The sequence below is a fragment of the Streptomyces sp. NBC_01116 genome (assembly GCF_041435495.1).
Lineage (GTDB): Bacteria > Actinomycetota > Actinomycetes > Streptomycetales > Streptomycetaceae > Streptomyces.
The window spans coordinates 5569181-5591701 of record NZ_CP108644.1 but is presented as its reverse complement, the minus strand read 5'-3'; the positions used below and the strand labels follow the sequence as shown (position 1 = coordinate 5591701).

Annotated in this window: 11 protein-coding genes; 10 read left to right on the top strand and 1 reads right to left on the bottom strand. The window is 74.6% G+C overall.

Translation table 11 applies throughout. The features are described 5' to 3' along the window. Positions 1–22 precede the first annotated feature (22 nt). From OG245_RS24705 to OG245_RS24675, 7 genes are all read left to right on the top strand, one after another. Positions 23–1456: an MFS transporter gene (locus OG245_RS24705; RefSeq protein WP_371625634.1), complete on the top strand. Its 1434-nt coding sequence runs from the start codon at positions 23–25 to the stop codon at positions 1454–1456. Then, complete coding sequence (locus tag OG245_RS24700) at positions 1401–4724, top strand: type I polyketide synthase (RefSeq protein ID WP_371625633.1); 3324 nt, start codon at positions 1401–1403, stop codon at positions 4722–4724. Before OG245_RS24705 ends, OG245_RS24700 begins: the two co-directional genes overlap by 56 nt. Beyond that, a complete protein-coding gene (locus OG245_RS24695) occupies positions 4721–10567 on the top strand; it encodes a MupA/Atu3671 family FMN-dependent luciferase-like monooxygenase (RefSeq protein WP_371625632.1) in 5847 nt (1948 codons plus the stop codon). Before OG245_RS24700 ends, OG245_RS24695 begins: the two co-directional genes overlap by 4 nt. Further along, complete coding sequence (locus OG245_RS24690) at positions 10564–11865, top strand: M18 family aminopeptidase (protein WP_371625631.1); 1302 nt, start codon at positions 10564–10566, stop codon at positions 11863–11865. The genes OG245_RS24695 and OG245_RS24690 overlap by 4 nt, the downstream gene beginning before the upstream one ends. Positions 11866–11980: 115 nt before the next feature. Further along, positions 11981–12715, top strand: a complete 735-nt coding sequence (locus tag OG245_RS24685) for a thioesterase II family protein (protein WP_371625630.1) — start codon at positions 11981–11983, stop codon at positions 12713–12715. Beyond that, on the top strand, positions 12712–13602 hold the full coding sequence (locus OG245_RS24680; protein WP_371625629.1) for a mycofactocin-coupled SDR family oxidoreductase: 891 nt from the start codon (positions 12712–12714) through the stop codon (positions 13600–13602). Before OG245_RS24685 ends, OG245_RS24680 begins: the two co-directional genes overlap by 4 nt. Positions 13603–13647: 45 nt before the next feature. After that, entirely contained in the window at positions 13648–16218 is a 2571-nt protein-coding gene (locus tag OG245_RS24675) for an amino acid adenylation domain-containing protein (RefSeq protein WP_371625628.1), read from the top strand. 56 nt (positions 16219–16274) lie between these two features. Here OG245_RS24675 and OG245_RS24670 read toward each other — a convergent pair whose 3' ends face one another. Further along, positions 16275–17828 carry a ricin-type beta-trefoil lectin domain protein gene (locus OG245_RS24670; RefSeq protein ID WP_371625627.1) on the bottom strand — a complete coding sequence of 518 codons (1554 nt, stop codon included), beginning with the start codon at positions 17826–17828 and terminating at the stop codon, positions 16275–16277. A 105-nt stretch (positions 17829–17933) separates the two neighbouring features. On the opposite strand from OG245_RS24670, the gene OG245_RS24665 reads away from it, so the two are divergent. The 3 genes from OG245_RS24665 to OG245_RS24655 all read left to right on the top strand — a co-directional run bounded on the left by OG245_RS24665 (position 17934) and on the right by OG245_RS24655 (position 22488). Then, complete coding sequence (locus OG245_RS24665; RefSeq protein WP_371625626.1) at positions 17934–19349, top strand: class II fumarate hydratase; 1416 nt, start codon at positions 17934–17936, stop codon at positions 19347–19349. A gap of 166 nt (positions 19350–19515) precedes the next feature. Then, the gene (locus tag OG245_RS24660; RefSeq protein WP_371625625.1) at positions 19516–20202 is read left to right on the top strand and encodes a DUF402 domain-containing protein; all 687 of its coding nucleotides are present in this window, start codon (positions 19516–19518) and stop codon (positions 20200–20202) included. A gap of 384 nt (positions 20203–20586) precedes the next feature. Continuing rightward, entirely contained in the window at positions 20587–22488 is a 1902-nt protein-coding gene (locus OG245_RS24655; RefSeq protein WP_371625624.1) for a SpoIIE family protein phosphatase, read from the top strand. Positions 22489–22521: the final 33 nt, after the last annotated feature.

The following is a 22521-nucleotide window of genomic DNA, read 5'->3' as shown; positions in this document are numbered from 1 at the left end:
CGCCCTCGACGAGTATGTCCGGGTGACATCTGGAATCGACAACGCGGACGGGCCGAAAACGGACGAGGCGGACGGCGGCGCCCGGAAGAACCGGGACACGGCGGTCTCCGAGCGGCGTTTTCGATTCCTCGTCGCCGGATACGCGGTGTCTTCCTACGGCACATTCCTGAATATGGTGGCGCTGAATCTCTTCGTCTACGAGACGACGGGCCGGGCGCTGGCCATGGGTCTGTTCATGGCGGTGCGGCTCGCCTCCGGATTCGTCGCCGGTCTCGTCGTGGGCGGTCTGCTCGCCCGTTTCAGCGCGAAAAGCATCATGCTGTGGGCGAATGTCGGACAGGGCGCCGTCATGCTGGTGCTCATCCTGGCGCCGGACGGTCTGCTGACCGGGGCGCTGATGGCCGTCTCGGTGGTGATCGGGGCGTGCGGGACGCTGTTCATGGTGGCGTTGCGCAGTTCGATCCCGGAGATGGTCGGGGAGGACCGCAGGGCCTGGGCCAACTCCCTCTCGATCACCGGTCGTTCGCTGGCGATGGTGGCGGGGTTCGCCTCGGCGGGCGTGGTGGTCTCCCTCGTCGGGTACACCGCCGCCTTCCTGGTCGACATGGCGACGTTCGTGGCGTGCGCGGTGACGGTGGCCCTGCTGCCGATCGCCGGAGGCAGGGGAGCGGGCGGGTCCGGGGCCGCGAAGGGGGCGGACGGCAGGGCGGCGGACGGGGCCGGGAAGGACGCCCCGGGCGCCCCGCCCGCGAAGGGCGGCAGGCGCCGGCGGCCCGTGGCCTTCCTCGCGCTGGCCGCCGCACCCGGGATGGGCCTGATGGTGGCCCTGCGCGGGGTCGACGCGTTCGGTTCCTCGTCCCACAACGCGGCGCTGCCGATCTACTCCACCTCGCTCGACGCGTCGAACCCCGCGGTGTTCGTCTCCGCGTTCTGGTGTGTGTGGGCACTGGGCAACATCGGGGCCCAGCAGGTGATCCAGCGGTACGCGCAGCGCACCGGGCGCTCCGTGGGAGCGCTCGGTTTCGGCTACGGCACGGTGGTGATGTCGGCGGCGTTCATCGCGGCGTTCGCCGGGTTCCCGCTGGCCGCGACCGCGGTGATCGCGCTGATCGCGGGGGCCGCGGACGGCCTCACCGAGGTCGCGTACACCTCGCATCTCCAGACACTTCCGGCCACCTTGCGCGGCCACGCCTTCGGTCTTTCGGCCACTTTCGAGAACCTCGGCTTCGGCGTCGGCATGATCCTTGTGGCGGCGGCCCTCGACCGGTTCTCCCCGCTGGCCGTGGTGGGCTGGTCCCACGGCGCCGCCATCGTCGTCGCCGTGGTGTTCCTGCTGAGGGTGGCGGGCGTGCGGCGGGCGGAGCGGGCGGGGCGTGCGGGGCTGCGAAAGGAAGAAGCCGTTGAGGGACGACCGGATCGCGGTGATCGGGACGGCGCTGAGGTTTCCGGGGGCTGACACCCCCGAGGCGTACTGGCGCGACATCCGGGCGGGGGCCGGTCACGTACGCCGGTTCACCCGGGCCGAGTTCGCCGCGGCGGGAGTCCCGGCGGCGGAGTACGAGCGGCCGGGGTTCGGCGGGGCGAGCGCGCTCCTGGCGGACGTGGACGGCTTCGACGCCGGGTTCTTCGGGATGAGCGGGCGGGAGGCGGAGCTGACCGACCCGCAGCAGCGGCTGTTCCTGGAGTGCTGCTTCCACGCCCTGGAGGACGGGGGCTACGCGGGCGGCGCAGGCCGTCACGCGAACAGCGAGGACTACGCGGGCGGCTCCGTACGGATCGGGGTGTACGGCAGCTCCGGCTACCGCCTGTACTCGCTGCACAGCTATCTCGCGGAGAACCTGGCGGCGGAGGCCGGCTCGGGCGACTGGATGACCGCCAAGCAGGTCCAGGTCGGCAACTACCCCGACTTCACCGCCACCCGGGCCGCCTTCCGGCTCGGTCTGACCGGTCCCGCGCTGACCGTGTCGACGGCCTGTTCCAGCGCCCTGGTCTCGGTGCACCTGGCCTGCCAGGCGCTGCGCGCCGGGGACGCGGACCTGATGCTGGTGGGCTCCGCCGCGCTGCATCTGCCGGAGGTCACCGGCCAGGTCCCGGTGAAGGGCTCCACCCTCTCCCCCACCGGCACGGTCCGGGCCTTCGACGCGGACGCGGACGGCACGGTCGGGGGGAACGGGGCCGCCGCCGTCCTCCTCAAGCCGCTGGCACGCGCGCTGGCCGACGGCGACACCGTGCACGCGGTGATCCTGGGCTCGGCGGTCACCAACGACGGCTCGGACAAGGAGACCAACGACCGTGCGGGCAGGGGAGGGTTCGCCGCCCCCGGGGTCGCCGGGCAGCGGGACGCGGTGCTCGGGGCGCTACGCGCGGCGGAGGTGGACGCGGCGTCGATCGGCTATGTGGAGGCCCACGGCACGGGCACGCTGAAGGGCGACCCGATCGAGTTCGCGGCCCTGACCGAGGCGTTCCGCGCGCACACCGACCGGACCGGCTTCTGCGCGCTCGGCTCGACGAAGCCGGCCATCGGCCACCTGGACAGCGCGGCGGGGCTGGCGGGGCTGATCAAGGCCGTGGAGGTGCTGCGGCACGGGGTGGTCCCGCCGCTGGTGAACTTCTCCCGGCCCAACCCGGCGCTGGCGGTGGACGACAGCCCGTTCCTGCTGCCGCTACGGGAGGGGCCCTGGCCGCTGGCGGGGGTGCGGCGAGCCGGTGTGCACTCCATCGGCATGGGCGGTACGAACGCTCATGTGATCCTGGAACAGGCGCCGGAGACCCCGCGCACCGCGCCGTCCTCCGGCGATGTGCCCGCGCCGGCGCTGCTGCCGCTCTCGGCCGCCGACGGGGACGCGCTGCGGGCGTACGCCGCCTCCCTGCGGGACCGTCTCGCGGCCGGGCCGCCCCCCTCCCCCGCCGATCTGCTGACCACCACCGCGCTCGGGCGGCGGCTCCTGCCGCACCGGCTGGTCGTCACGGCCGCGGACCCGGTGGCCGGTCTCGACGCGTTCCTGTCCGGGGCCCCGGCGGGCGAGGCGTACACGACCGGCGTCGTCGACGGCGTACGGGAGAGGCGGCCGGTGTTCCTCTTCAGCGGCCAGGGCGGCGGGCATCCGGGCATGGGCGCCGAACTCGCCGCGCGCTTCCCGGTGGTGGCCGAGGTGCTCGACGGCTGCGCCCGGGTGTACGCGGAGGAGACCGGACGGGACGACTTCCTGGACCGGATCGTCGGCGGGCAGGGACCCGGGCGATGGGACACCGCGTTCGCGCAGCCCGCCCTGTTCGCCCTCCAGATCGCCCAGGCCCGGCTGTGGGAGCGGCTCGGGATCACTCCGGCCCGGGTCGCCGGGCACAGCGTCGGCGCGTACGCGGCGCTGTGCGTGGCCGGGGCGCTGGAGACCGAGGAGGCGATGCGGCTGGTGTGCGGGCGCGGGCGGCTGATGCTGGAGCGGGCGGCCCCGGGCGCGATGGTCTCCGCGTTCGTCCCCCGGGCCCGGGTGCGGGAGCTGCTGGACGCCGTCCCCGGGCTGGAGCTCGCCGTGGTCAACGGCACCGCGCACCACGTGCTCGGCGGCCCACCGGAGGCGGTGGACGCCGCACGGACGCTGCTGGCGGCGCGGGGTGAGGCGTACGAGGTACTGGCGGTGGACCGGGCCTTCCACACGGCGCTGCTCGACCCGGCCCTGGAGGACTTCCGGGTGCTGGCCGACAAGGCGGAACTCCGGCCGTTGCGAACGGAGTTCGTCGACGGTACCGACGGCACGGTCCGCCCCGCCGGGTGGCGGCCGGACGCCGCTCATCTGGTCGCCCAGGCCCGCCGCACGGCCGACTTCGCCGCCGTACTGGACCGGCTGGCCGGGTCCCCGGCGCTGCTGGAGCTGGGCCCGTCCGCCGTGCTGACGGGGATGGTCCGCCGGTCGCTGCCGGACGCGGTCTGCGTACCGACGCGGCAGTGGGAGCGGGCGGTGGCCGCGCTGCACTGCGCCGGGGCCGGGGTGGACTGGGCGGCGCTGCTCGACCGGTGCGGCGGCCGGCGCGTCCGGCTGCCCACGTATCCCTTCCAGCGCCGGTCCCACTGGAGGGGCCCGGCCCCGCACACGCCCCCGGTCCCGTACACACCCCCAGTCCCGCACACGCCCCCGGCACCGCTCAGCCCGCCCAGCCCGCTCACCTCGCTCTCCTCGCTCACGGAGCTGACCGCCCCGGTCGGCGGGGCCGCTCACCCATCCCCACGCTCGACGGAGGACCGCATGACCGAACAGGCCGTACTGGACCGGGTGCTGGAGCTGACGGCACGCCATCTCGGCCACCGGCCGGACGAGGTCTCCGCCGACCGCACGTTCATCGGCCTCGGCGCGGACTCGCTCCAGCTCATCGGGATGGTGCGGCAGCTGGAGGCCGAGTTCGGCACGGAGATCAGCATGCGGGAGGTCCTGGAGGAGGCGGGCACGCCCCGGCTGACGGCGGCGCTGATAGCCGGGCGGGCGGCTCCCGCCACGACGCCGCCGGTCGTGGAGCCGGCGCCCGCGGCGAAGGCGCCGGCACCTGCTGCGGTCGAGCCGGTCACGCCCGCGCCGGTCGCGGACGGGCCGGTGTACGCCACCCGGGCCGAGGTCGCCGCGCTGTCCGAGCAGCTGCGTCAACTGGCCGAGACCCAGGCCGTCATGCTCACCCAGCTCTCCGAGGCCGTCGCGCTGCTGACCGCCCGCGCCACGGGGACGGACGGGCGATGAGCGCGGGGATACCCGAATCCGCCCAGGCCGTGGCGGGGGCCGTAACCGGAACGGACGCCGCCGTCACCGCCGAAGCGGCCGCCGAGGCCGTGGCCCGGGCGGCCGAGCTGTCCCGAGCGCTCACCGCCCGGCTCGCGGAAGCCCGCGGCCAGGTGCCTGCGAAGAGTCCGAAGCCCACCACCGAGGAGGCCGCACACGGCCCCCGTCTCGTCGTGGACGCGGCGGGCGGGATGGCCGGGGCGGGAGCCGACGAGGCCCAGCGGGCCCACACCGCCTCCCTGATCCGGCGGTTCACCGAGCGCACCCGCACCTCCAAGGAGCTGGCCCAGCGGCACCGTCCGGTGCTCGCCGACAGCCGCGCGGTCGTGGGGTTCCGGGACGCCACCAAGGAGATGCTCTATCCGGTCGCGGCCCGCTCGGCGCACGGCTCCCGGCTCATCGACGTGGACGGCAACGCCTACACCGACATCACGATGGGCTTCGGCGCGCTGCTGCTGGGCCACGAGGCGGAGCCCGTCACCGACGCCGTGCGCCGCCACCTCTCCGACGGGCTGCGCTTCGGCCCCCGGTCCCCCGACACCGGGGAGGCCGCTGAGCTGCTCGCCTCGCTGACCGGCCTGGACCGGGTCGCCTTCGCCTCGTCCGGCACGGAGGCGAACTCGGCCGCGATCCGGCTGGCCCGCGCCGCGACCGGGCGCGACAAGATCGTCATGTTCCGGGGCTCGTACCACGGGCACATCGACTCCGTCCTCGGCCGGCCGGGCGGACCCGGGCAGCACGCGGTGCCGGTCTCCCGGGGCATCCCGGCCAGCGCGGTGGCGGAGCTGATCGTGCTGGAGTACGGGGCCCAGGAGTCCCTGGAGACGATCGACGCCCTCGGCGACGGCATCGCGGCCGTGCTCGTCGAGCCCGTGCAGTGCCGCAACCCGGGCCTGCGGCCGGTGGAGTTCGTCCGATCGCTGCGCGCACTCACCGCGCGCCGCGGCATCGTGCTGCTCTTCGACGAGATGCTGACGGGGCTGCGCCCCCACCCGCGCGGTGCGCAGGAGCACTTCGGGGTGGTGCCGGACCTCGCCACGTACGGCAAGGCGCTCGGGGCCGGCTTCCCGATCGGCGCGGTGGCGGGGCGGGCGGATCTGCTCGACGGGGTGGACGGCGGGTTCTGGCGGTACGGGGAGCCCGGCGGGCCCTCGCGGGAGACCACGTTCATCGGCGGCACGTACATGCAGCATCCGCTGTCGATGGCGGCGGCCCGCGCGGTGCTCGGTCACCTCACCGAGCGGGGGGCCGGGCTCCAGAGCGGGCTGAACGCCCGCACGCAGGCGCTCGCGGACCGGCTCAACGCCTTCTTCCGCGACGAGGAATTCCCCCTGGAGCTGGCCCACTTCGGGTCAATGTTCCGCTTCAGGCACCGTGCGGACCTGGAGTTGCTCTACCACCATCTCCAACTGCGCGGCGTGTACGTGTGGGAGTGGCGCAGCTTCTATCTCTCCACCGCCCACACGGAGGAGGACGTGAACCGGGTCGCGGAGGCGGTCGAGGGCTCGTTGCGGGAGCTGCGCGACGGCGGGTTCTTCCCCCGGTCCGCCCGCCCGGTCGCGGTCGGGCGGGCCGAAGCACGTCGTCCGGCACCCGACTTCGGCGTCTACTTCTTCGGCGACTACCCGGACAGCGGCGGGTCCGCGAGGAGCGGCAGCGGCATCCCGGAGGCGTACGACACCGTCCTGGAGACCGCGCGCTTCGCCGACGAGCACGGCTTCTCCTCCGTCTGGCTGCCCGAGCGGCACTTCGACTCCTTCGGCGGGATCTTCCCGAACCCCGCCGTGCTCGCCGCCGCCGTGGCGCGGGAGACCGGGAGCGTCCGGATCAACGCGGGCTCGGTGGTGCTGCCGCTGCACGATCCGGTGCGGGTCGCCGAGGAGTGGTCGGTGGTCGACAACCTCTCCGGTGGCCGGGTCGGCATCGGCTGCGCCACCGGCTGGCACGCCCGGGACTTCGCCCTGCACCCGGACCGGTTCGCGGACCGGCGGCGGATCGCCTTCGACCACCTCGACGAGGTGCGCCGGCTGTGGCGGGGAGAGGCGGTGCGGCGGCGCACGGGCGAGGGCGCGGAGGCGGAGCTCCGGATCCGGCCGCGCCCGGTGCAGGAGGAGCCGCCGTTCTTCCTGGCCACCTCCGGGCAGCGGGCGTCGTACGAGGAGGCGGCCCGGCGCGGCCTCGGGGTCGTCACCAACCTGATGACCCAGACCGTGGACGAGCTGGCGGCGAACGTCGCGCAGTACCGGCGTACGCGTGCGGAGTGCGGGCTCGACCCGGCGGCCGGGCGGGTGACGGTGCTGGTGCACACGTATCTCGGCGACGACCACGCCACCGCGCGGGCCGAGGCGCTGGAGCCGATGGTGCGGTATCTGCGGTCCTCGCTGCTGATGCGCTCGGCGGCCACCGCCACGGGGTCCCGGCGCGAGGACGTGGCGGCGGCGAGCGAGGAGGACCTGGACTATCTGTTCCGCCGCGCGTACGACCGCTACTGCGACCGGCGGGCGCTGATCGGCACACCGACGAGCGTCGCGCCGCTGGTCGACGCGCTGCACGGGGCCGGGGTGGACGAGATCGCGGCCCTGGTCGACTTCGGGATGGACCGGGAGCGGCTGCGGTCGGGGCTGGAGCGCCTGGACGTGCTGCGCCGCCGGACGCGGGAGCGGGACACCCGGGAACGGGACGCCCAGGAACGGGAGCGGGAGCGGGACGCCCGGGTTCCGGTTGCCCGGGTTCCGGACACCGTCGCGCCCGCCACCTCGGCGCAGCGGCGGCTGTGGCTGGCCGCGCGGCTGATGGAGAACCCGGCGGCGTACAACGAGACGGGCGCCGTACGGCTGCGCGGTCCGCTGGACGTGGCGGCGCTGCGTACGGCGGTGGACGGCCTGGTCGAGCGGCACGCGGGACTCCGCACGGTGTTCCGGGCCGAGGAGGCGGGCGTCGTCCAGGTCGTACGGAACGGGCTCCGCGTCCCGTTGACGGTGACCGACGCCCTGGGGCAGGACGCCGGACGGGCGATCGGGGCGCTGCTCGCCGAGGAGAGCGGCCGGGCCTACGACCTGGCCGCGGGTCCGCTGTTCACGCCCCGGCTGCTCCGGCTGGCCGAGGACGACCACGTCCTGGTGCTCGGTACGCACCACATCATCACGGACGCGCACTCGGCCGCGCTGATCGCCGGGGACCTCCGGGAGCTGTACACGGCGGCCCGCGCCGGACGCCCGCCGGTCTTCGAGCGACCCGCCGGAACGACCGTGGCAGCCCCCGAGCCCTCGGGCGACGCGGCCGACCTGGCCTGGTGGCGCGAGGCGCTGGGCGACCGGCCGCCGGTGCTGGTCCTGCCGACGGACCGGCCGCGCGGCCGCCGGGTGGCGGGGCGCGGCGGGGCGGTGGCCCGGACCGTGGGCCGGGAGCGGGCGGACCGGCTGCGGGAATGGAGCGGGCAGCAGGGCGTCACCCTGTTCGCGACGCTGTGCACGGCCTGGCAGCTGGTGCTGCGCGGGCGGTCGGGGCAGGACGCGTTCCTGCTGGGCACGACGTTCGGGCGGCGGCCGGCCGCGACGGCGGACACGGTCGGGTTCCATGTGGCGCTGCTGCCGTTGCCGCTGTCCGCCACCGACGCGACCCCGTCGCCGGAGGCCGTACGGGCCACCGGGCGGGCGCTGTTCGCGGCGGACGAGCACAGCGGGGTGGACCTGGACGCGCTCCTGGCGGCCGTCCACCCGGACCCGGGGAATCCACGCCCGCTGGTGACCGTGTCGGTCGATCTGGACCGGGCGGCGCTGGCCGGAATCGACCTGCCCGGGCTGCGGGCGGAGGCGGTGGCGGCCGGGACGGAGTCGGCGCCGCTGGAGCTGGCGCTGATGGCCACCCACGTCCCGGACGGGAGCCTGCGGCTGCGGCTGCGCTACGACGCGGACCTGTTCGACGCGGCGACGGCCGAGGGGTATCTCGCCGAGCTGGACGAGCGGTTGGACGCGATGCCGGCCCCGGACGCGGTGGAGCCGGACGCGGTGGAGCCGGAGAGAGCGGAGCCGGGCACCCGGACGGCCTCCGGCACCGCCGCGCTCCTCCGCGAGGTCTGGGAGTCCGTCCTCGGCGTGCACGGCTTCGCGGACGACAGCAACTTCTTCGATCTGGGCGGCAATTCGATCGCCGCGATCCGCCTGGTGAACCGGGTCCGGGACACGCTCGGAGTCGACTACCCGCTGGTGGACCTCTTCGCCGACGCCACACTGCGGGCCATGACCGGGCAGTTGACGGACCGCCCGGAAGCGGACGACCCGGAGACGAGCGGCGCGGACACGGACCGCCCGGAGACGGGCGTCGTCTCCGTCGTCGACCGCGCCCCCGTCAGCGACCAGCAGGCCCGGATGATCGCCGGGCACCACATCATGCCCGACCCCGCCGTGTGGAACGTACCGACGCGCATCACGTTCACCGGGGCGCTGGACCCGGCGGCCCTGCGGTCCGCCGTGACCGAGCTGGTCGCCCGGCACGACGGGCTGCGGACCAGGTTCGCGCAGGAGGGGGCTCCGGACGGGCCGTGGTGGCAGGAGGTGCTGGCGGCGGAGCCGGTGGCGCTGCCGGTGGAGGACCTGACCGGGCTGCCCGCCGACGAGCGGCGCCCCCGGGCGGACGCCCTGTGCCGGGCCGACGCGGCGGCCCCGTTCGACCTGGGGCGGTCGCTCCGGCCCCGGACGCGGCTGCTGCGGGTCGAGGAGGACCGCTGGGAGCTGATGTTCGTCCTGCACCACATCTGCGCCGACGGCTGGTCGCTGTCCGTGCTGCTCTCGGAGCTCGCCGCGCTCTGCACGGCCGCCGCCGCGGGCGTCCCGCACGGCCTGCCCGACCCGGCGATGCAGGCGCCCGGGTACGCCCGGTGGCAGCGGGAGCGGCACGATCCCGCCGCCGAGGCGGAGCGGGCCGCGTTCTGCGCCCGCTATCTGGACGGGGTGCCGTCCGCCGTCCCCGTACCGACGGACCGGCCCCGTCCGCAGAAGCTGAGCGGCCACGGGGACACGGTGCGCGGGGTCGCGACGGGCGCGGTGCGGGCGGCGGTGGAGAAGCTGGCGGCCGACCGGGGCACCACCTCGTTCGCGGTCGCGGCGGCGGCTCTCGGAGTGTTCCTGACCCGGCTGTCGGGAGAGGAGGACACCTTGTTGAGCGTGCCGTACGCCAACCGCGAGGGCACCGCTTCGGAGTCGCTCGTGGCGATGACGTCCACCGCGGTGATGGTCCGCGTACGACTGGATTCAGCCAATCTTGACGAGACGTGCGCGGAGCTCGCGGTCCGTACGGGCACGGGCGCGCTCGGTGCCATGGCGCACGTGCTTCCCACCGCGCGCATCATGCAGGCGATGCGGGACGCGGGCGCTGTCAGCGTCCCCGACCGGGTGCCGCACGTCCTGGCGTTCCAGAACTCCGTCGACACGGACATCGAGATCCCCGGGCTCCGGGTCGAGGTGGCCGATCTGGCACCGCCGCTTTCCCGCAGCGAACTGTGCTTCGGGCTTGCGCCGCGCCGGGACCCCGCGAAGGGTTATCGAACGTTCCTGGAATTCTCCACCGACCTGTGGGACCACGAGACCGCCCACGACCTTCTCTCGTCGTACACCGACCTGCTCGCGGAGTTCAGCGCCCGGCCCGACCGGCCGGTGCGGGAACTCCTCGGGGAGCGCCCCTGGCAGGGGCCGCCGGGCCGAGGCTCCGGAGGCTCCGCCGGGGGCGCGAGCGCCGGGCCCGACCAGCCCGGCGGACCGTCACCCTCCCAGTCACTGCCGAACACCGGAAAGGCGGACGCCGTATGACTCCGGCCCCCCACCGCAGCCACACCGACGACCTGCTCTCCTTCATCGCCGCCAGCCCTTCTCCGTACCACGTGGTGGCCAGTGCGGCCCAGCGTCTGGAGAAGGCAGGCTTCCGCGAACTGCGCGGCACCGACGACTGGACCGGAGCGACCGGCGGCTGCTTCGTCAGCCGCGCCGGTGCGCTGATCGCCTGGTACGTCCCCGAGGGCGCGCCCGCCCACACCCCGTTCCGGATCGTCGGCACCCACACCGACTCACCGAACCTGCGCATCAAACCGGCTCCGGACACCGGGAATTCGGGGTGGCGGCAGATCGGGGTGGAGATCTACGGCGGGGTCCCGCTGAACACCTGGCTCGACCGCGACCTGGGCGTCTCCGGCCGCCTCGCCCTGCGCGGCCCCGACGGCGTCCCGCGCAGCCGGCTGGTGCAGATCGACGAACCCCTGTTGCGGGTGCCGCAGTTGGCCATTCACCTGGACCGTTCGGTGAACGAGGGCGTGGCCCTGGACCGGCAGCGGCACATCGCGCCGATCTGGGCGCTGGGCGACCCGCGGGAGGGCGAGCTGCTGCGCCGGGTCGCGTCGGCCGCCGGGGAGGACCCGGCGGACGTGCTGGGCTGGGACCTGATGCTGCACGATATCCAGCCGCCGGGATACCTGGGCGTGGACCGGGAGTTCGTGGTGGCGCCCCGGCTGGACAACCAGGTCTCGGTGCACGCCGGGGTGACCGCGCTGGTGGACGCGGCGACGGGGACCACGCAGCCCTCCTTCGTACCGGTGCTGGCCGCCTTCGACCACGAGGAGGTCGGCAGCGGTTCCGAGACGGGTGCGCAGAGCCCGCTGCTGGAGCGGATCCTGTCGCGGTCCGTGTCGGCGCGCGGTGGCAGCGACGAGGACTGGTCGCGGGCGCTGGCGGGCGCGTTCTGCGTCTCCGCCGACATGTCGCACGCGGTGCACCCCAACTACACGGAGCGGCACGACCCCGACCACCGCCCGCTCCCGAACGGCGGCCCGACGGTCAAGGTGAACGTCAACCAGCGGTACGCCACCGACTCCACCGGCATCGCCGTGTTCAGGGCGGCGGCCGAGCGGGTCGGCGCGCCCTGGCAGCCGTTCGTCTCCAACAACGCGATGCCCTGCGGTACGTCGATCGGTCCGCTGACGGCGGCCCGCCTCGGCGTCACCACGGTGGACGTCGGGGTGCCCGGCCTGTCGATGCACTCGGCGCGCGAGCTGTGCGGGGTGAACGACCCGGGCCATCTCGCCGCGATCCTCACCACGATCATGGTCGGGGACTGACAGCAGCGCCCGTCCCCCACCGACGGGCGCGGCATCCGGACGTACGGAACAAGGCCGTGCGGCACAGAGGCGTACGGAACAGAGACGTACGGCACTGAAGAGAACAGGAACGATCGTGGCCGACGAAGAGACCGTCCTCATCTGCCTGCCCTTCGCCGGGGCGGGCCCCTCCTTCTTCACGCCCTGGCAGCGGCTGGCCCCGGAGGGTCTGCGGATTCTCCCGGTGTCGCTGCCGGGCCGGGAGAAGCGGTTCCCCGAGCCCGCCCACACCTCGGCGGCCCCGGCCGTCGACGACGCGTACGCGCAGGTGACGGCGGCCCTCGGTGAAGGGGACGGGACCGGCGGCCCGGTCGTGCTGTTCGGGCACAGCATGGGCGCGGTCCTCGCGTTCGAGCTGGCGCACCGGATCGAGCGGTCGGGCGGGCCGGTCCGGCTGGCCGCGCTCGTGGTCAGCGGCGCGCCCGGCCCCTGGACGCCGCGCACGGACCGGGCGGACGGGCTGCCGGACGCGGAGTTCGCCGCCCGGGTCCGGGCGTTCGCCGGATACGACCATCCGGCGCTGGCCGACCCGGAGATGCGGGAGCTGCTGCTGCCGACGCTGCGGGCGGACGTCCGACTCCACGAGACGTATGTCCCGTCCACGGACCGGCCGTTGGGTGTTCCGGTCATCTCCGTCCGAGGGCGGGAGGACACCCTGGTCGGGGCGGCGGAGGCGGCCGAGTGGGGCCGGGCGACGACGGGGAAGCTGACGGTCGCCGAGCCGGCCGGCGGGCACATGTATCTCACCGAGCGGCCGGCCGAGCTGCTGGCGCTGGTGGCCGCCGAGGTGCGTGCGGCGAGGGGCCGGTGAGCGGCGGCGCCGGCCCGGGTCGTGCTGCCGGCGGACGTGGTCCTGGACCGGCGGGCGGCGGGGCCCGGCTCGCCGGGCGTACGGCGCTGATCACCGGAGCGGCGCGCGGTCTCGGCCGGGCCTGTGCGCTGGCGTTCGCCCGTGAGGGGGCGGACCTGGTGCTGCTGGACGTGGCGGGCGAGCTGCCCGGGGTGCCGTATCCGCTCGGTTCGGCCTCGCAGCTCGCGCACACCGGGCGGCTCTGCCGCGAGGCCGGGTCGGCCGTGCTGACCCGGCAGGCCGACGTGCGGGACCTGGCGGCGCTGGAGTCGGTGGCGGAGGCGGCCGAGGAGCGCTTCGGGCGGATCGACGTCCTGGTCAACAACGCGGGCATCGCCGCGCCTTCGGGCCGCCCGGCGCACGAGATCACCGAGGCCGAGTGGCAGCTGATGATCGACGTGGATCTGGGCGGTGCCTGGCGGGCGATCCGCGCGGTCGGCGGCCGGATGGCCGCACAGGGGTCCGGTTCGATCGTCAACATCGCGTCGACGGCGGGGCTGGTGGGCTACCGGCACTTCGCGGGGTACGTCGCGGCCAAGCACGGTCTGATCGGCCTGACGAAGGCGGTGGCCCTGGACTACGCGCCCCGGAAGGTCCGGGTCAACGCGGTCTGTCCGGGCTCGGTGCGGGACGACGAGGCGATGGAGGGCCGGATGCTGGCGGAGATCGCCCGCTCGCTGGAGGTGCCCGTCGCGGAGCACGAGGCCGCGTTCGTCCGGGACCAGCCGATGAACGCGCTGGTGGAGCCGGACGATGTGGCGGACGCGGTGCTCTGGCTGGCCTCGGACGCGTCCCGGCAGGTGACCGGCAGCGTGGTGACCGTGGACGGCGGGTTCACCGCCCGCTGACCGCCGTATCAGCCGTTTCCCCTCCGTGGACGAGGAGTTGCTCACGTGCCGCCCGCTCATCACTCCCTGACGGTCCGCCTGCCGCCGTCCTTCCCCGATACCGCGCTCGCCGCCGTCCTCACGGCGGCGGCCGGGCTGTGGTGGCCCGGAGGCCGCCGCCCCCGGCTGTGGACGGAGACCGTGCCCGCTCCGGCCGCGTCCGACGCCGCCGCCCGGCGGCGCACGGCCGAGGCCCGCCGCCCGGTCGCGCCCGGCCACCGGCTGCGCGCGGTGCTGCTGCGGTACGCGGACGGGCACCCCGGCGACCTCGTCCTGACCGCCGACGCGGCCGCGCTGGACGCCCGGTCGTTGCGGATCGTCGCCCGCGTACTGCTGGGCGAGCTGCCCCCGGACCAGGTCACGCCGCACGACGGGCCGCTCCCCCCGGACCCGCGCGTGGACGAGGAGACCCGGCGGCTCGCCGCCGCGCTCGCCCTCACCGCCGGGCGGTACACGGGCGCGGCCTCGGTGCGCGTCGCCGTCCCCGTACCGGCGCGGAACCGGCCGCCGTACGCGCTGGGGCCGCTCGACGGGTACGCGGTGTTCACGGCAGATCTGTCCCCGGGGCGCACGGTCGCCGACCTGCTCGCCACCGAACCGCTCGTCCCGGCCGAGGGCGAGGAACCGCCCGCGCTCGGCCTGGTGGCGGGCGATGGGGACGGGGACGGACCGGTCACGCTGCCGGCCGGCCCGGGCGGACCACCCGTACCGGCACATCAAGTGGAGCGCCTGTGCCAGGAGTTGATGAGTCGCTCGCCCAGCACGCCGCTCCTGGATCTGGATCCGCTGAGCGAGTCCGAGTCCACCGGGCAACTGGCGCTCGGAGCGGCGCGGAAGATCGTCGCCGCCCAACCCCTCCGCGTCGACCAGGTCTTCGCCGCCCAGGTCACCGCCCGCCCGGACGCTCCCGCGCTCACCGTCGGTGCCGCCACCCTCACCTACGCCGAACTGGACTCCCTGGCGGAGGAGTTCGCGGACGGTCTGTACGCCCACGGCGTCCGCCCCGGTGACCTCGTCGGGCTCTGCCTGCCCCGCGGAGCCCACCTGGTGGCGGTGATGCTCGGCGTCCTGAAGGCGGACGCGGTCTACGTACCGCTGGATCCGGAGCATCCGGCGGACCGGCGGGAGCGCACCGCGAAGGACGCCGGTCTCCGGCTGACGGTCGAGGACACGGTCGCGCTCACCGGCCACCCGGCCCGCCCCGCCGGGGAACGGCGGGCGGCCGGCGCCCCCGCGTACGTCATCCACACCTCGGGCTCGACCGGCCGCCCCAAGGGGGTCCTCGTCCCGCACGCCAACGTCACGGCCCTGGTCGACGCCGTCCGCGACGACTTCGCCCTCTCCCCCGGCGACACCTGGACGTGCTTCCACTCGGCGGCGTTCGACTTCTCGGTGTGGGAGATCTGGGGCGCGCTGCTGACGGGCGGACGGCTGGTCCTCGTGGACCACTGGACCTCGCGCTCGCCGGAGGACTTCCACGCGCTGCTGGTCCGGGAGCGGGTGAGCGTGCTGAGCCAGACCCCGTCGGCGTTCACCCAGCTCGCCGCCGCCGACCGGACGGGCGGTGACCTGTCCGCCCTGCGGCTGGTGGTGCTGGGCGGCGAGCCGCTGGACACCCGCCCGCTGCTCGGCTGGTTCGACCGGCACCCGGAGGACCGCTGCCGCCTCGTCAACATGTACGGGATCACCGAGACCACCGTCCACGTGACGGCGGCCACGGTGACCCGCCGCGAGGCGCTCGCCGGGTCCCGGTCGGTGGGGCGGCCCCTGCCCGGCTGGTCGGTCCGGGTCCTGGACGCCTCCGGGCGGCCGGTGCCGCCGGGTGCGCCCGGGGAGATCCACGTGGGCGGGGCGGGCGTGGCGCTCGGCTATCTGCACCGGCCCGCCCTGACCGCCGAACGCTTCGTCCCGGACGCCCTGGACCCGGCCGGGCGGCTCTACCGCAGCGGCGACCTGGGGCGGCTGCTGCCCGACGGGACGCTGGAGCACCTGGGCCGGATCGACGACCAGGTGAAGGTGCGGGGCTTCCGGATCGAGCCGGGCGAGATCCGGCAGGTGCTGCTGGAGGACCCGGCGGTGTCGGCGGCAGCGGTCACCGTGACCGGCGGCGGGGGCGGGGACGCGGCGGCCGTGCGGATCGACGCGTACGTGGTCCCGGCCCCGGGGGCGGGCGAGGACGCCGGACCCGTACGGGAGCGGGCCGCCCGGCTGCTCCCCCCGCACATGGTGCCCGCGACGGTGACCGTGCTGCCGGCCCTCCCCCTCACCGCGAACGGCAAGCTGGACCCGGCCCGGCTGCCCGCGCCCGGAGCGCGCCGGACGCCGGGACCGGCCGCCGCGCCCCGCGAGGCCGCCCCCGCACCCACTGCCGTCCTCGCCGCCATCTGGCGGGACGTCCTCGGCGTCGGGGAGATCGGCCCGGACGACGACTTCTGGGACCTGGGCGGCAATTCGCTGTACGCGATCCGGATCGCCACGCTGGCCCGGGAGCGCGGGCTGCCCGGCATACCGCTGCGGCAGCTGTATCTGACGCCGACGCTGGGGGCGCTGTCCGAAGCGCTGGCCCGGGAGGCGTGAGAAGGGGCACGGGAAGGGGCGGCCGCCCCACGACGGCCGCCCCTCGCCCACTCCGGCTACGCGAAGCGCTGGTTCGCGCTCCCGTCGCACGTCCGGAGCTTGAGCGGGTCCTTGGCCCCCGCCAGCGTCAGACACAGGTTCGTCGCCGCGGCCGGGCGGACGGTGCCCGCCTGCCGGACGAACTTCTGGTTGGCCGCGCCCGAGCAGTCCCACACGACGAGCGTGGCGCCGGCGTCGTACTTCGCGCCCGGCACGTCCAGGCAGCGGTCGTGGCTCAGCGCGGTGCGGGCCGTCTGCGTACCGGCGTCGTACCACCAGCTCTGGTTGCGCCCGCCGTGGCAGTCCCAGCCGCCGAGCGCGGTGCCGTTACGGGTGACCGAGGCGGGCACGTCCACGCAGGCCCCGGTCGCCTCGTTCCTCAGCGGGGCGAACAGGTCGTCGAAGGCCGCCCCCGTCAGGACCGGCTTCCCCGTGCCGGCCGGGTCGGCACAGCTCGCCTCGCGCAGCCCGGAGTCGTACAGCTGGGTGAGGCAGGAGGCGAAGGCCCGGTGGCCTGCCGCGTTGGGGTGGAAGGACTGGCGGACGGAGTTCTCGTCGGGCAGGCCCGGCTTGCTCGCGTCGATGAACAGCCCGCGCGCCCAGGTCTCCTCGGTGCACACCTCGTGGCCGTGGAAGAGCCGCGAGTTGTCGAGGTAGGACGCCCCCGTGGCGGCGGCGGCCCTGCGCATGCCGACCTGGAAGGCGGGCACGGCGGTGTTGCGGCCCCAGACGGTGTCGGAGTCGTAGCCGAGCCCGCCGCAGACCAGCTTGCCGGGGAACTTCGGGTTGTCGCGGAAGTCCGGGCCGATCGGGCTCGGGTAGCCCATGAGGACGAGCTTGTAGTCGTTGTTGGCGTACCCGGCGCCCGTCATGACGGTGCGCAGGTCGCGGACGGTCTGCTCGACCTTGGGGACCAGCGCGTCGACCCGGGCCTGCCAGCCGCCCGCGTACTTCGGTTCGCAGGGGCCCTGGAGGCTGATGTAGCGGACCACGCAGTCGGTCATGACCGGGCCGAACTGGAGGTCGTCGTTGGCCCCGGCGACCAGGACGATCATCTTGATGCGGGTGTTGCGGGCCTTGATCGCGAGGCTGTCGCTCTGCACGAGTTCGTCGGCGTACTGCTTGTTTCCGCCGATCTTGATGTTTCCGGTATAGGCGCCGGAACACGAGACGTTGTACGTGACGTCCGCCGCGATGCCCGTGCGGTGGATGGCGGCGTCCGGCGAGCGGTGGCACCAGTTGTCCGGCCCGTTGGTGCCGGGGTCGTAGGTGCCGACGCCCTCGCCGGAGATCTCGCTGTCGCCGAGCGAGATCAGCCCGGTCCTGCGGTCGCCGAGCGGGCGCTCGGCGGGGCTCCCGTACAGCTGGGTGGCCTCGGCGGCCCGGACGGCTTCCAGCGCGGGCGGGAGAGGGGTGGATGCGATAGAGCTGGTACCCGACTCCGTCGCGCCCGCGGGTCCGGCGGCGGCCATACCGCCGACGGCGGCCGCGAGAGCGACGGCGGCCGCGACCGTGACACGGAGCCGGCGAAGGCTTCCGAGCCCTCGAAGTCTGGTGCTGGTGCGCCTCATTGCGCCTCCCGGTAGTGGTTACCCCCGGTATTTACTGGTCGGTAGGCGACTTGGGAATACATGGAACAAGAGAAGTGCTCATCTTTTTCAGGAGGTTTAAACACCATGGTCGACACGTCAGGTGACACGCCCCGTGACAGCGGGTTCCGGATCGAGCACGACTCGATGGGCGAGGTGAAGGTCCCCGCGGACGCCAAGTGGCGCGCCCAGACCCAGCGGGCGGTGGAGAACTTCCCCGTCTCCGGGCAGCGGCTCGAACGGGCGCACATCGAGGCGCTGGCCCGGATCAAGGGCGCGGCGGCCAAGGTCAACGCCGAGCTGAAGGTACTGGATCCGGACATCTCCGCCGCGATCCAGGAGGCCGCCGCCGAGGTCGCCTCGGGCCGCTGGGACGCGCACTTCCCGGTCGACGTGTTCCAGACGGGCTCGGGCACCTCGTCGAACATGAACACCAATGAGGTGATCGCCACCCTCGCCACCGAGCGCCTCGGCCGCGAGGTCCACCCCAACGACCACGTGAACGCCTCCCAGTCGTCCAACGACGTCTTCCCGTCCTCCATCCACATCGCCGCCACCGCCGCCGTCACCGCCGACCTGATCCCCGCCCTGGACCACCTGGCGGAATCCCTGGGGCGGAAATCGGCCGAATTCGCGGAGGTCGTGAAGTCCGGCCGTACGCATCTGATGGACGCCACCCCGGTCACCCTCGGCCAGGAGTTCGGCGGCTACGCGGCCCAGATCCGCTACGGCGTGGAGCGGCTGCGCGCCTCCCTCCCCCGGCTCGCCGAACTGCCGCTCGGCGGTACGGCGGTGGGCACCGGCATCAACACCCCGCCCGGCTTCTCCGCCGCCGTGATCGCGGAGGTCGCGGACGCCACGGGGCTGCCGCTCACCGAGGCCCGCGACCACTTCGAGGCGCAGGGCGCGCGGGACGGGCTCGTGGAGACGTCCGGACAGCTGCGGACCATCGCCGTGTCGCTGACCAAGATCTGCAACGATCTGCGGTGGATGGCGTCGGGTCCGCGCACCGGCCTCGCCGAGATCGCACTGCCCGACCTCCAGCCGGGCTCCTCGATCATGCCGGGCAAGGTCAACCCGGTGGTCCCGGAGGCGGTCCTGATGGTCGCCGCCCAGGTCACCGGCAACGACGCGACGGTCGCCACGGCCGGCGCGGCGGGCAACTTCGAGCTGAACGTGATGCTCCCGGTCATCGCGAAGAACCTGCTGGAGTCCGTACGGCTGCTGGCACGCGCCTCCCGGCTGCTCGCGGACCGCACGGTCAACGGCATCACCGCCGACGTGGAACGGGCCCGCGCCTACGCCGAGTCCTCGCCCTCCGTGGTGACCCCGCTGAACAAGTACATCGGCTACGAGGAGGCGGCGAAGGTCGCCAAGAAGTCCCTCAGGGACGGGACGACGATCCGCGAGACGGTCCTGGCCTCGGGGTACGTCGAGCGCGGCGACCTGACGATGGAGCAGCTCGACGAGGCACTGGACGTGCTGCGGATGACGCGCCCGTGAGCGCGGGCCGCCAGGGCGCCGCCCGGGGACGTCCGAGGGCGCCCGGCGGCCCCCGGGGTGACCGCGTGACACCCGGGGTGGCCGTGACGGCTGAGGTGTCCGGCGGATCGCGACCGGGTGACCTGAGTCGCAGCGGGCCGGTGGGAGCGCTCCGTAAGATCTCTCCATGACAGGTACGGGAGAGCACGCACGCTGGGCGCCGGGGGACCGGATCCTCTGGCGCTACCGCGACAACGGCCGGGCCCACCGGACGGCCGGCGCCCCGCCCGTGCACATCTGCCGTCCGGTGACCGTGGTCCAGGACACCGACGAGCTGCTCGCCGTCTGGATGGCGCCCGGCACCGAATGCGTGCGGCCGGTGCTGGCCGACGGCACCCAGGTGCACGCCGAGCCGCTGGCCACCCGCTACACCGCACCGCGCACCACGGCCCGCTCGACCTGGTTCGGCTCCGGGGTGCTGAAGCTGGCCAGGCCCGGGGACCCGTGGTCGGTGTGGCTGTTCTGGGACCGGGGCTGGATGTTCCGCAACTGGTACGTGAATCTGGAGGAGCCCCGGACCCGGTGGTCCGGAGGGGTGGATTCCGAGGATCACTTTCTCGACATCTCCGTGAACCCCGACCGGAGCTGGAAATGGCTCGACGAGGACGAGTTCGCCCAGGCGCAGCAGGTCGGCCTGATGGACCGGGAGACCGCGGCGCGGGTCCGTGCGGCGGGGCTCGCGGCGGTCGAGGTGATCACCGGGTGGGGGACGCCGTTCCGGGACGGCTGGGAGCACTGGCGGCCCGATCCGCGGTGGCAGGTGCCGCCGCTGCCGGATGACTGGGACCGCACCCCTGCCCGTATGCCGTCGTGAGACCCTGGAGAGACCCTTCGGGCGGTCCGGTCGGCAGGTCCGGTCGTACGGAGGGCTGATCGCCGCAACCAGCGGGCACCACACCGGAACTGACCACAAGTCATCACACCGGTCGTGCGGAGGGACGGGCCACGGACCCGGACGTTCCGCTCGGTCGCGGGAGCCACTACGAGGGGGTGGAGACGTGCACGCTGTCCGCTGCCCTCTCACCGCGTCCGCCGCCGGCGGGGTCGCCCGTCGGCCATCTCCGGGGCGCTCGGTTTCGGCCCCTTCATCGGGGGCATCCGGTGACAGCCGTTGTTCTTCCCGCGCTTGCCGGGGCACAGTAACGCCCCACGAGGTGACTGCCTCATACAACCGGCCCGGACGGACGGAATCCCACGCGTGACGGAGCACCCCACCTCCCACGAAGGCCGGCAGCCTCTGGCGGCCCGGCAGCAGGAGCGCACCCGGCCCCGGCAGCAGGACGCCGCGGCAGCGGCCGCCGCTGCCGCGGTCCCGGCTCCGGCCGCCGCGCCGAACCCGGGTCCGGGAGCCGCCGCCGAGGCGCAGGCGGCCACCCGCCGCGAGGGCGACCGGCTGCGCTTCGTCGGCGCGGCGACCCGGCGGATCGCCCGGGGCATAGACCTGGACGAGATCGTCCTCGGGCTGTGCCGGGCCAGCGTGCCGACGTTCTCCGACGCGATCCTGGTCTATCTGCGCGACCCGCTCCCGGTGGGCGACGAGCGCCCGGTGAGCCCGTTCGTCCTGCGGCTGCGCCGCAGCGACCGGCTGCGCGTCAGCGGCGAGGAGGCCGGCGAGGCGACCGGATCGGAGACCGAGCGGCTGCGCCCGCTGATCCTGGACCCGCAGGCCGACCTGATGCCGGCCGCCGAGCTGTGCGAGGTGCGGGCGGGCGGTGCGCTGGCCGAGGTGCTGCGCGGGGTGCGGCCGGTCTTCGGCGACTCCGCGGCGGCGCGGGCCGCCCTGCCGGAACTGCTCGGCCCCGGCCGGTCCGTCCCCACCGGACACCGGGCGATCCTCGCCCCGCTGCGCGGGCGGCGCCGGGTCATCGGGGCCGCGGTGTTCGTGCGCGGCACCGAGCGCACCCCGTTCGAGGCCAGTGATCTGCTGGTCGCGGCGCAACTGGCGACGCACACCGCGCTCGGCATCGACAAGGCCGTGCTGTACGGGCGCGAGGCCTACATCGCCGACGAGCTGCAGCGCACGATGCTGCCCGACTCGCTGCCCCAGCCCACCGGCGTCCGGCTCGCCTCGCGCTATCTTCCGGCAGCGGAGACGGCCCGGGTCGGCGGCGACTGGTACGACGCGATCCCGCTGCCCGGCAGCCGGGTCGCGCTGGTCGTCGGCGATGTGATGGGCCACTCCATGACCTCGGCGGCGATCATGGGCCAGCTCCGGACGACGGCGCAGACCCTGGCGCAGCTCGACCTGCCGCCGCAGGAGGTCCTGCACCACCTGGACGAGCAGGCGCAGCGCCTGGGCAGCGACCGGATGGCGACCTGCCTGTACGCGGTCTACGATCCGGTCGCGCACCGGATCACCATCGCCAACGCCGGACACCCGCCGCCCGTGCTGCTGCACCTGGGCGGGCGGGCCGAGGTGCTGGTGGTGCCGCCGGGCGCCCCGATCGGGGTGGGCGGCGTCGACTTCGAGGCCGTCGAGCTGGACGCCCCGGCCGGCGCCACGCTGCTCCTCTACACCGACGGTCTGGTGGAGTCGCGGCTGCGGGACGTGTGGACGGGCATCGAGCAGTTGCGGGAGCGCCTCGCGGCGACCGCGCAGCTCACCGGTGACGACCACTCGCCGCCGCTGGAGGCCCTGTGCGACGACGTGCTGGACATGCTCGGCCCGGGTGACCGGGACGACGACATCGCGCTGCTCGCCGCCCGCTTCGACGGGATCGCGCCGAGCGATGTGGCGTACTGGTACCTGGAGCCGGAGGACGCGGCTCCGGGCCGGGCCCGGAGGCTGGCCCGGCGGGCGCTGAGCCGCTGGGGTCTGGACGACCTGGCCGACGAGGTGGAGCTGCTGGTCAGCGAGGTCGTCACCAATGCGGTGCGCTACGCGGAGCGGCCGGTGACGCTGCGGCTGCTGCGGACCGACGTCCTGCGCTGCGAGGTCGGCGACGACTCGCCGCAGCTGCCCCGGCAGCGCCGGGCGCGGGAGACGGACGAGGGCGGGCGCGGGCTGTTCCTGGTCAACCGGCTGGCCCGGCGGTGGGGTGCGACGCGTCTGTCGACGGGCAAGGTCGTGTGGTTCGAGATGGCGCCCCGGGGGCAGTGAGGAGCCCGCCGGGGGCTGTATGACACAGGAGGG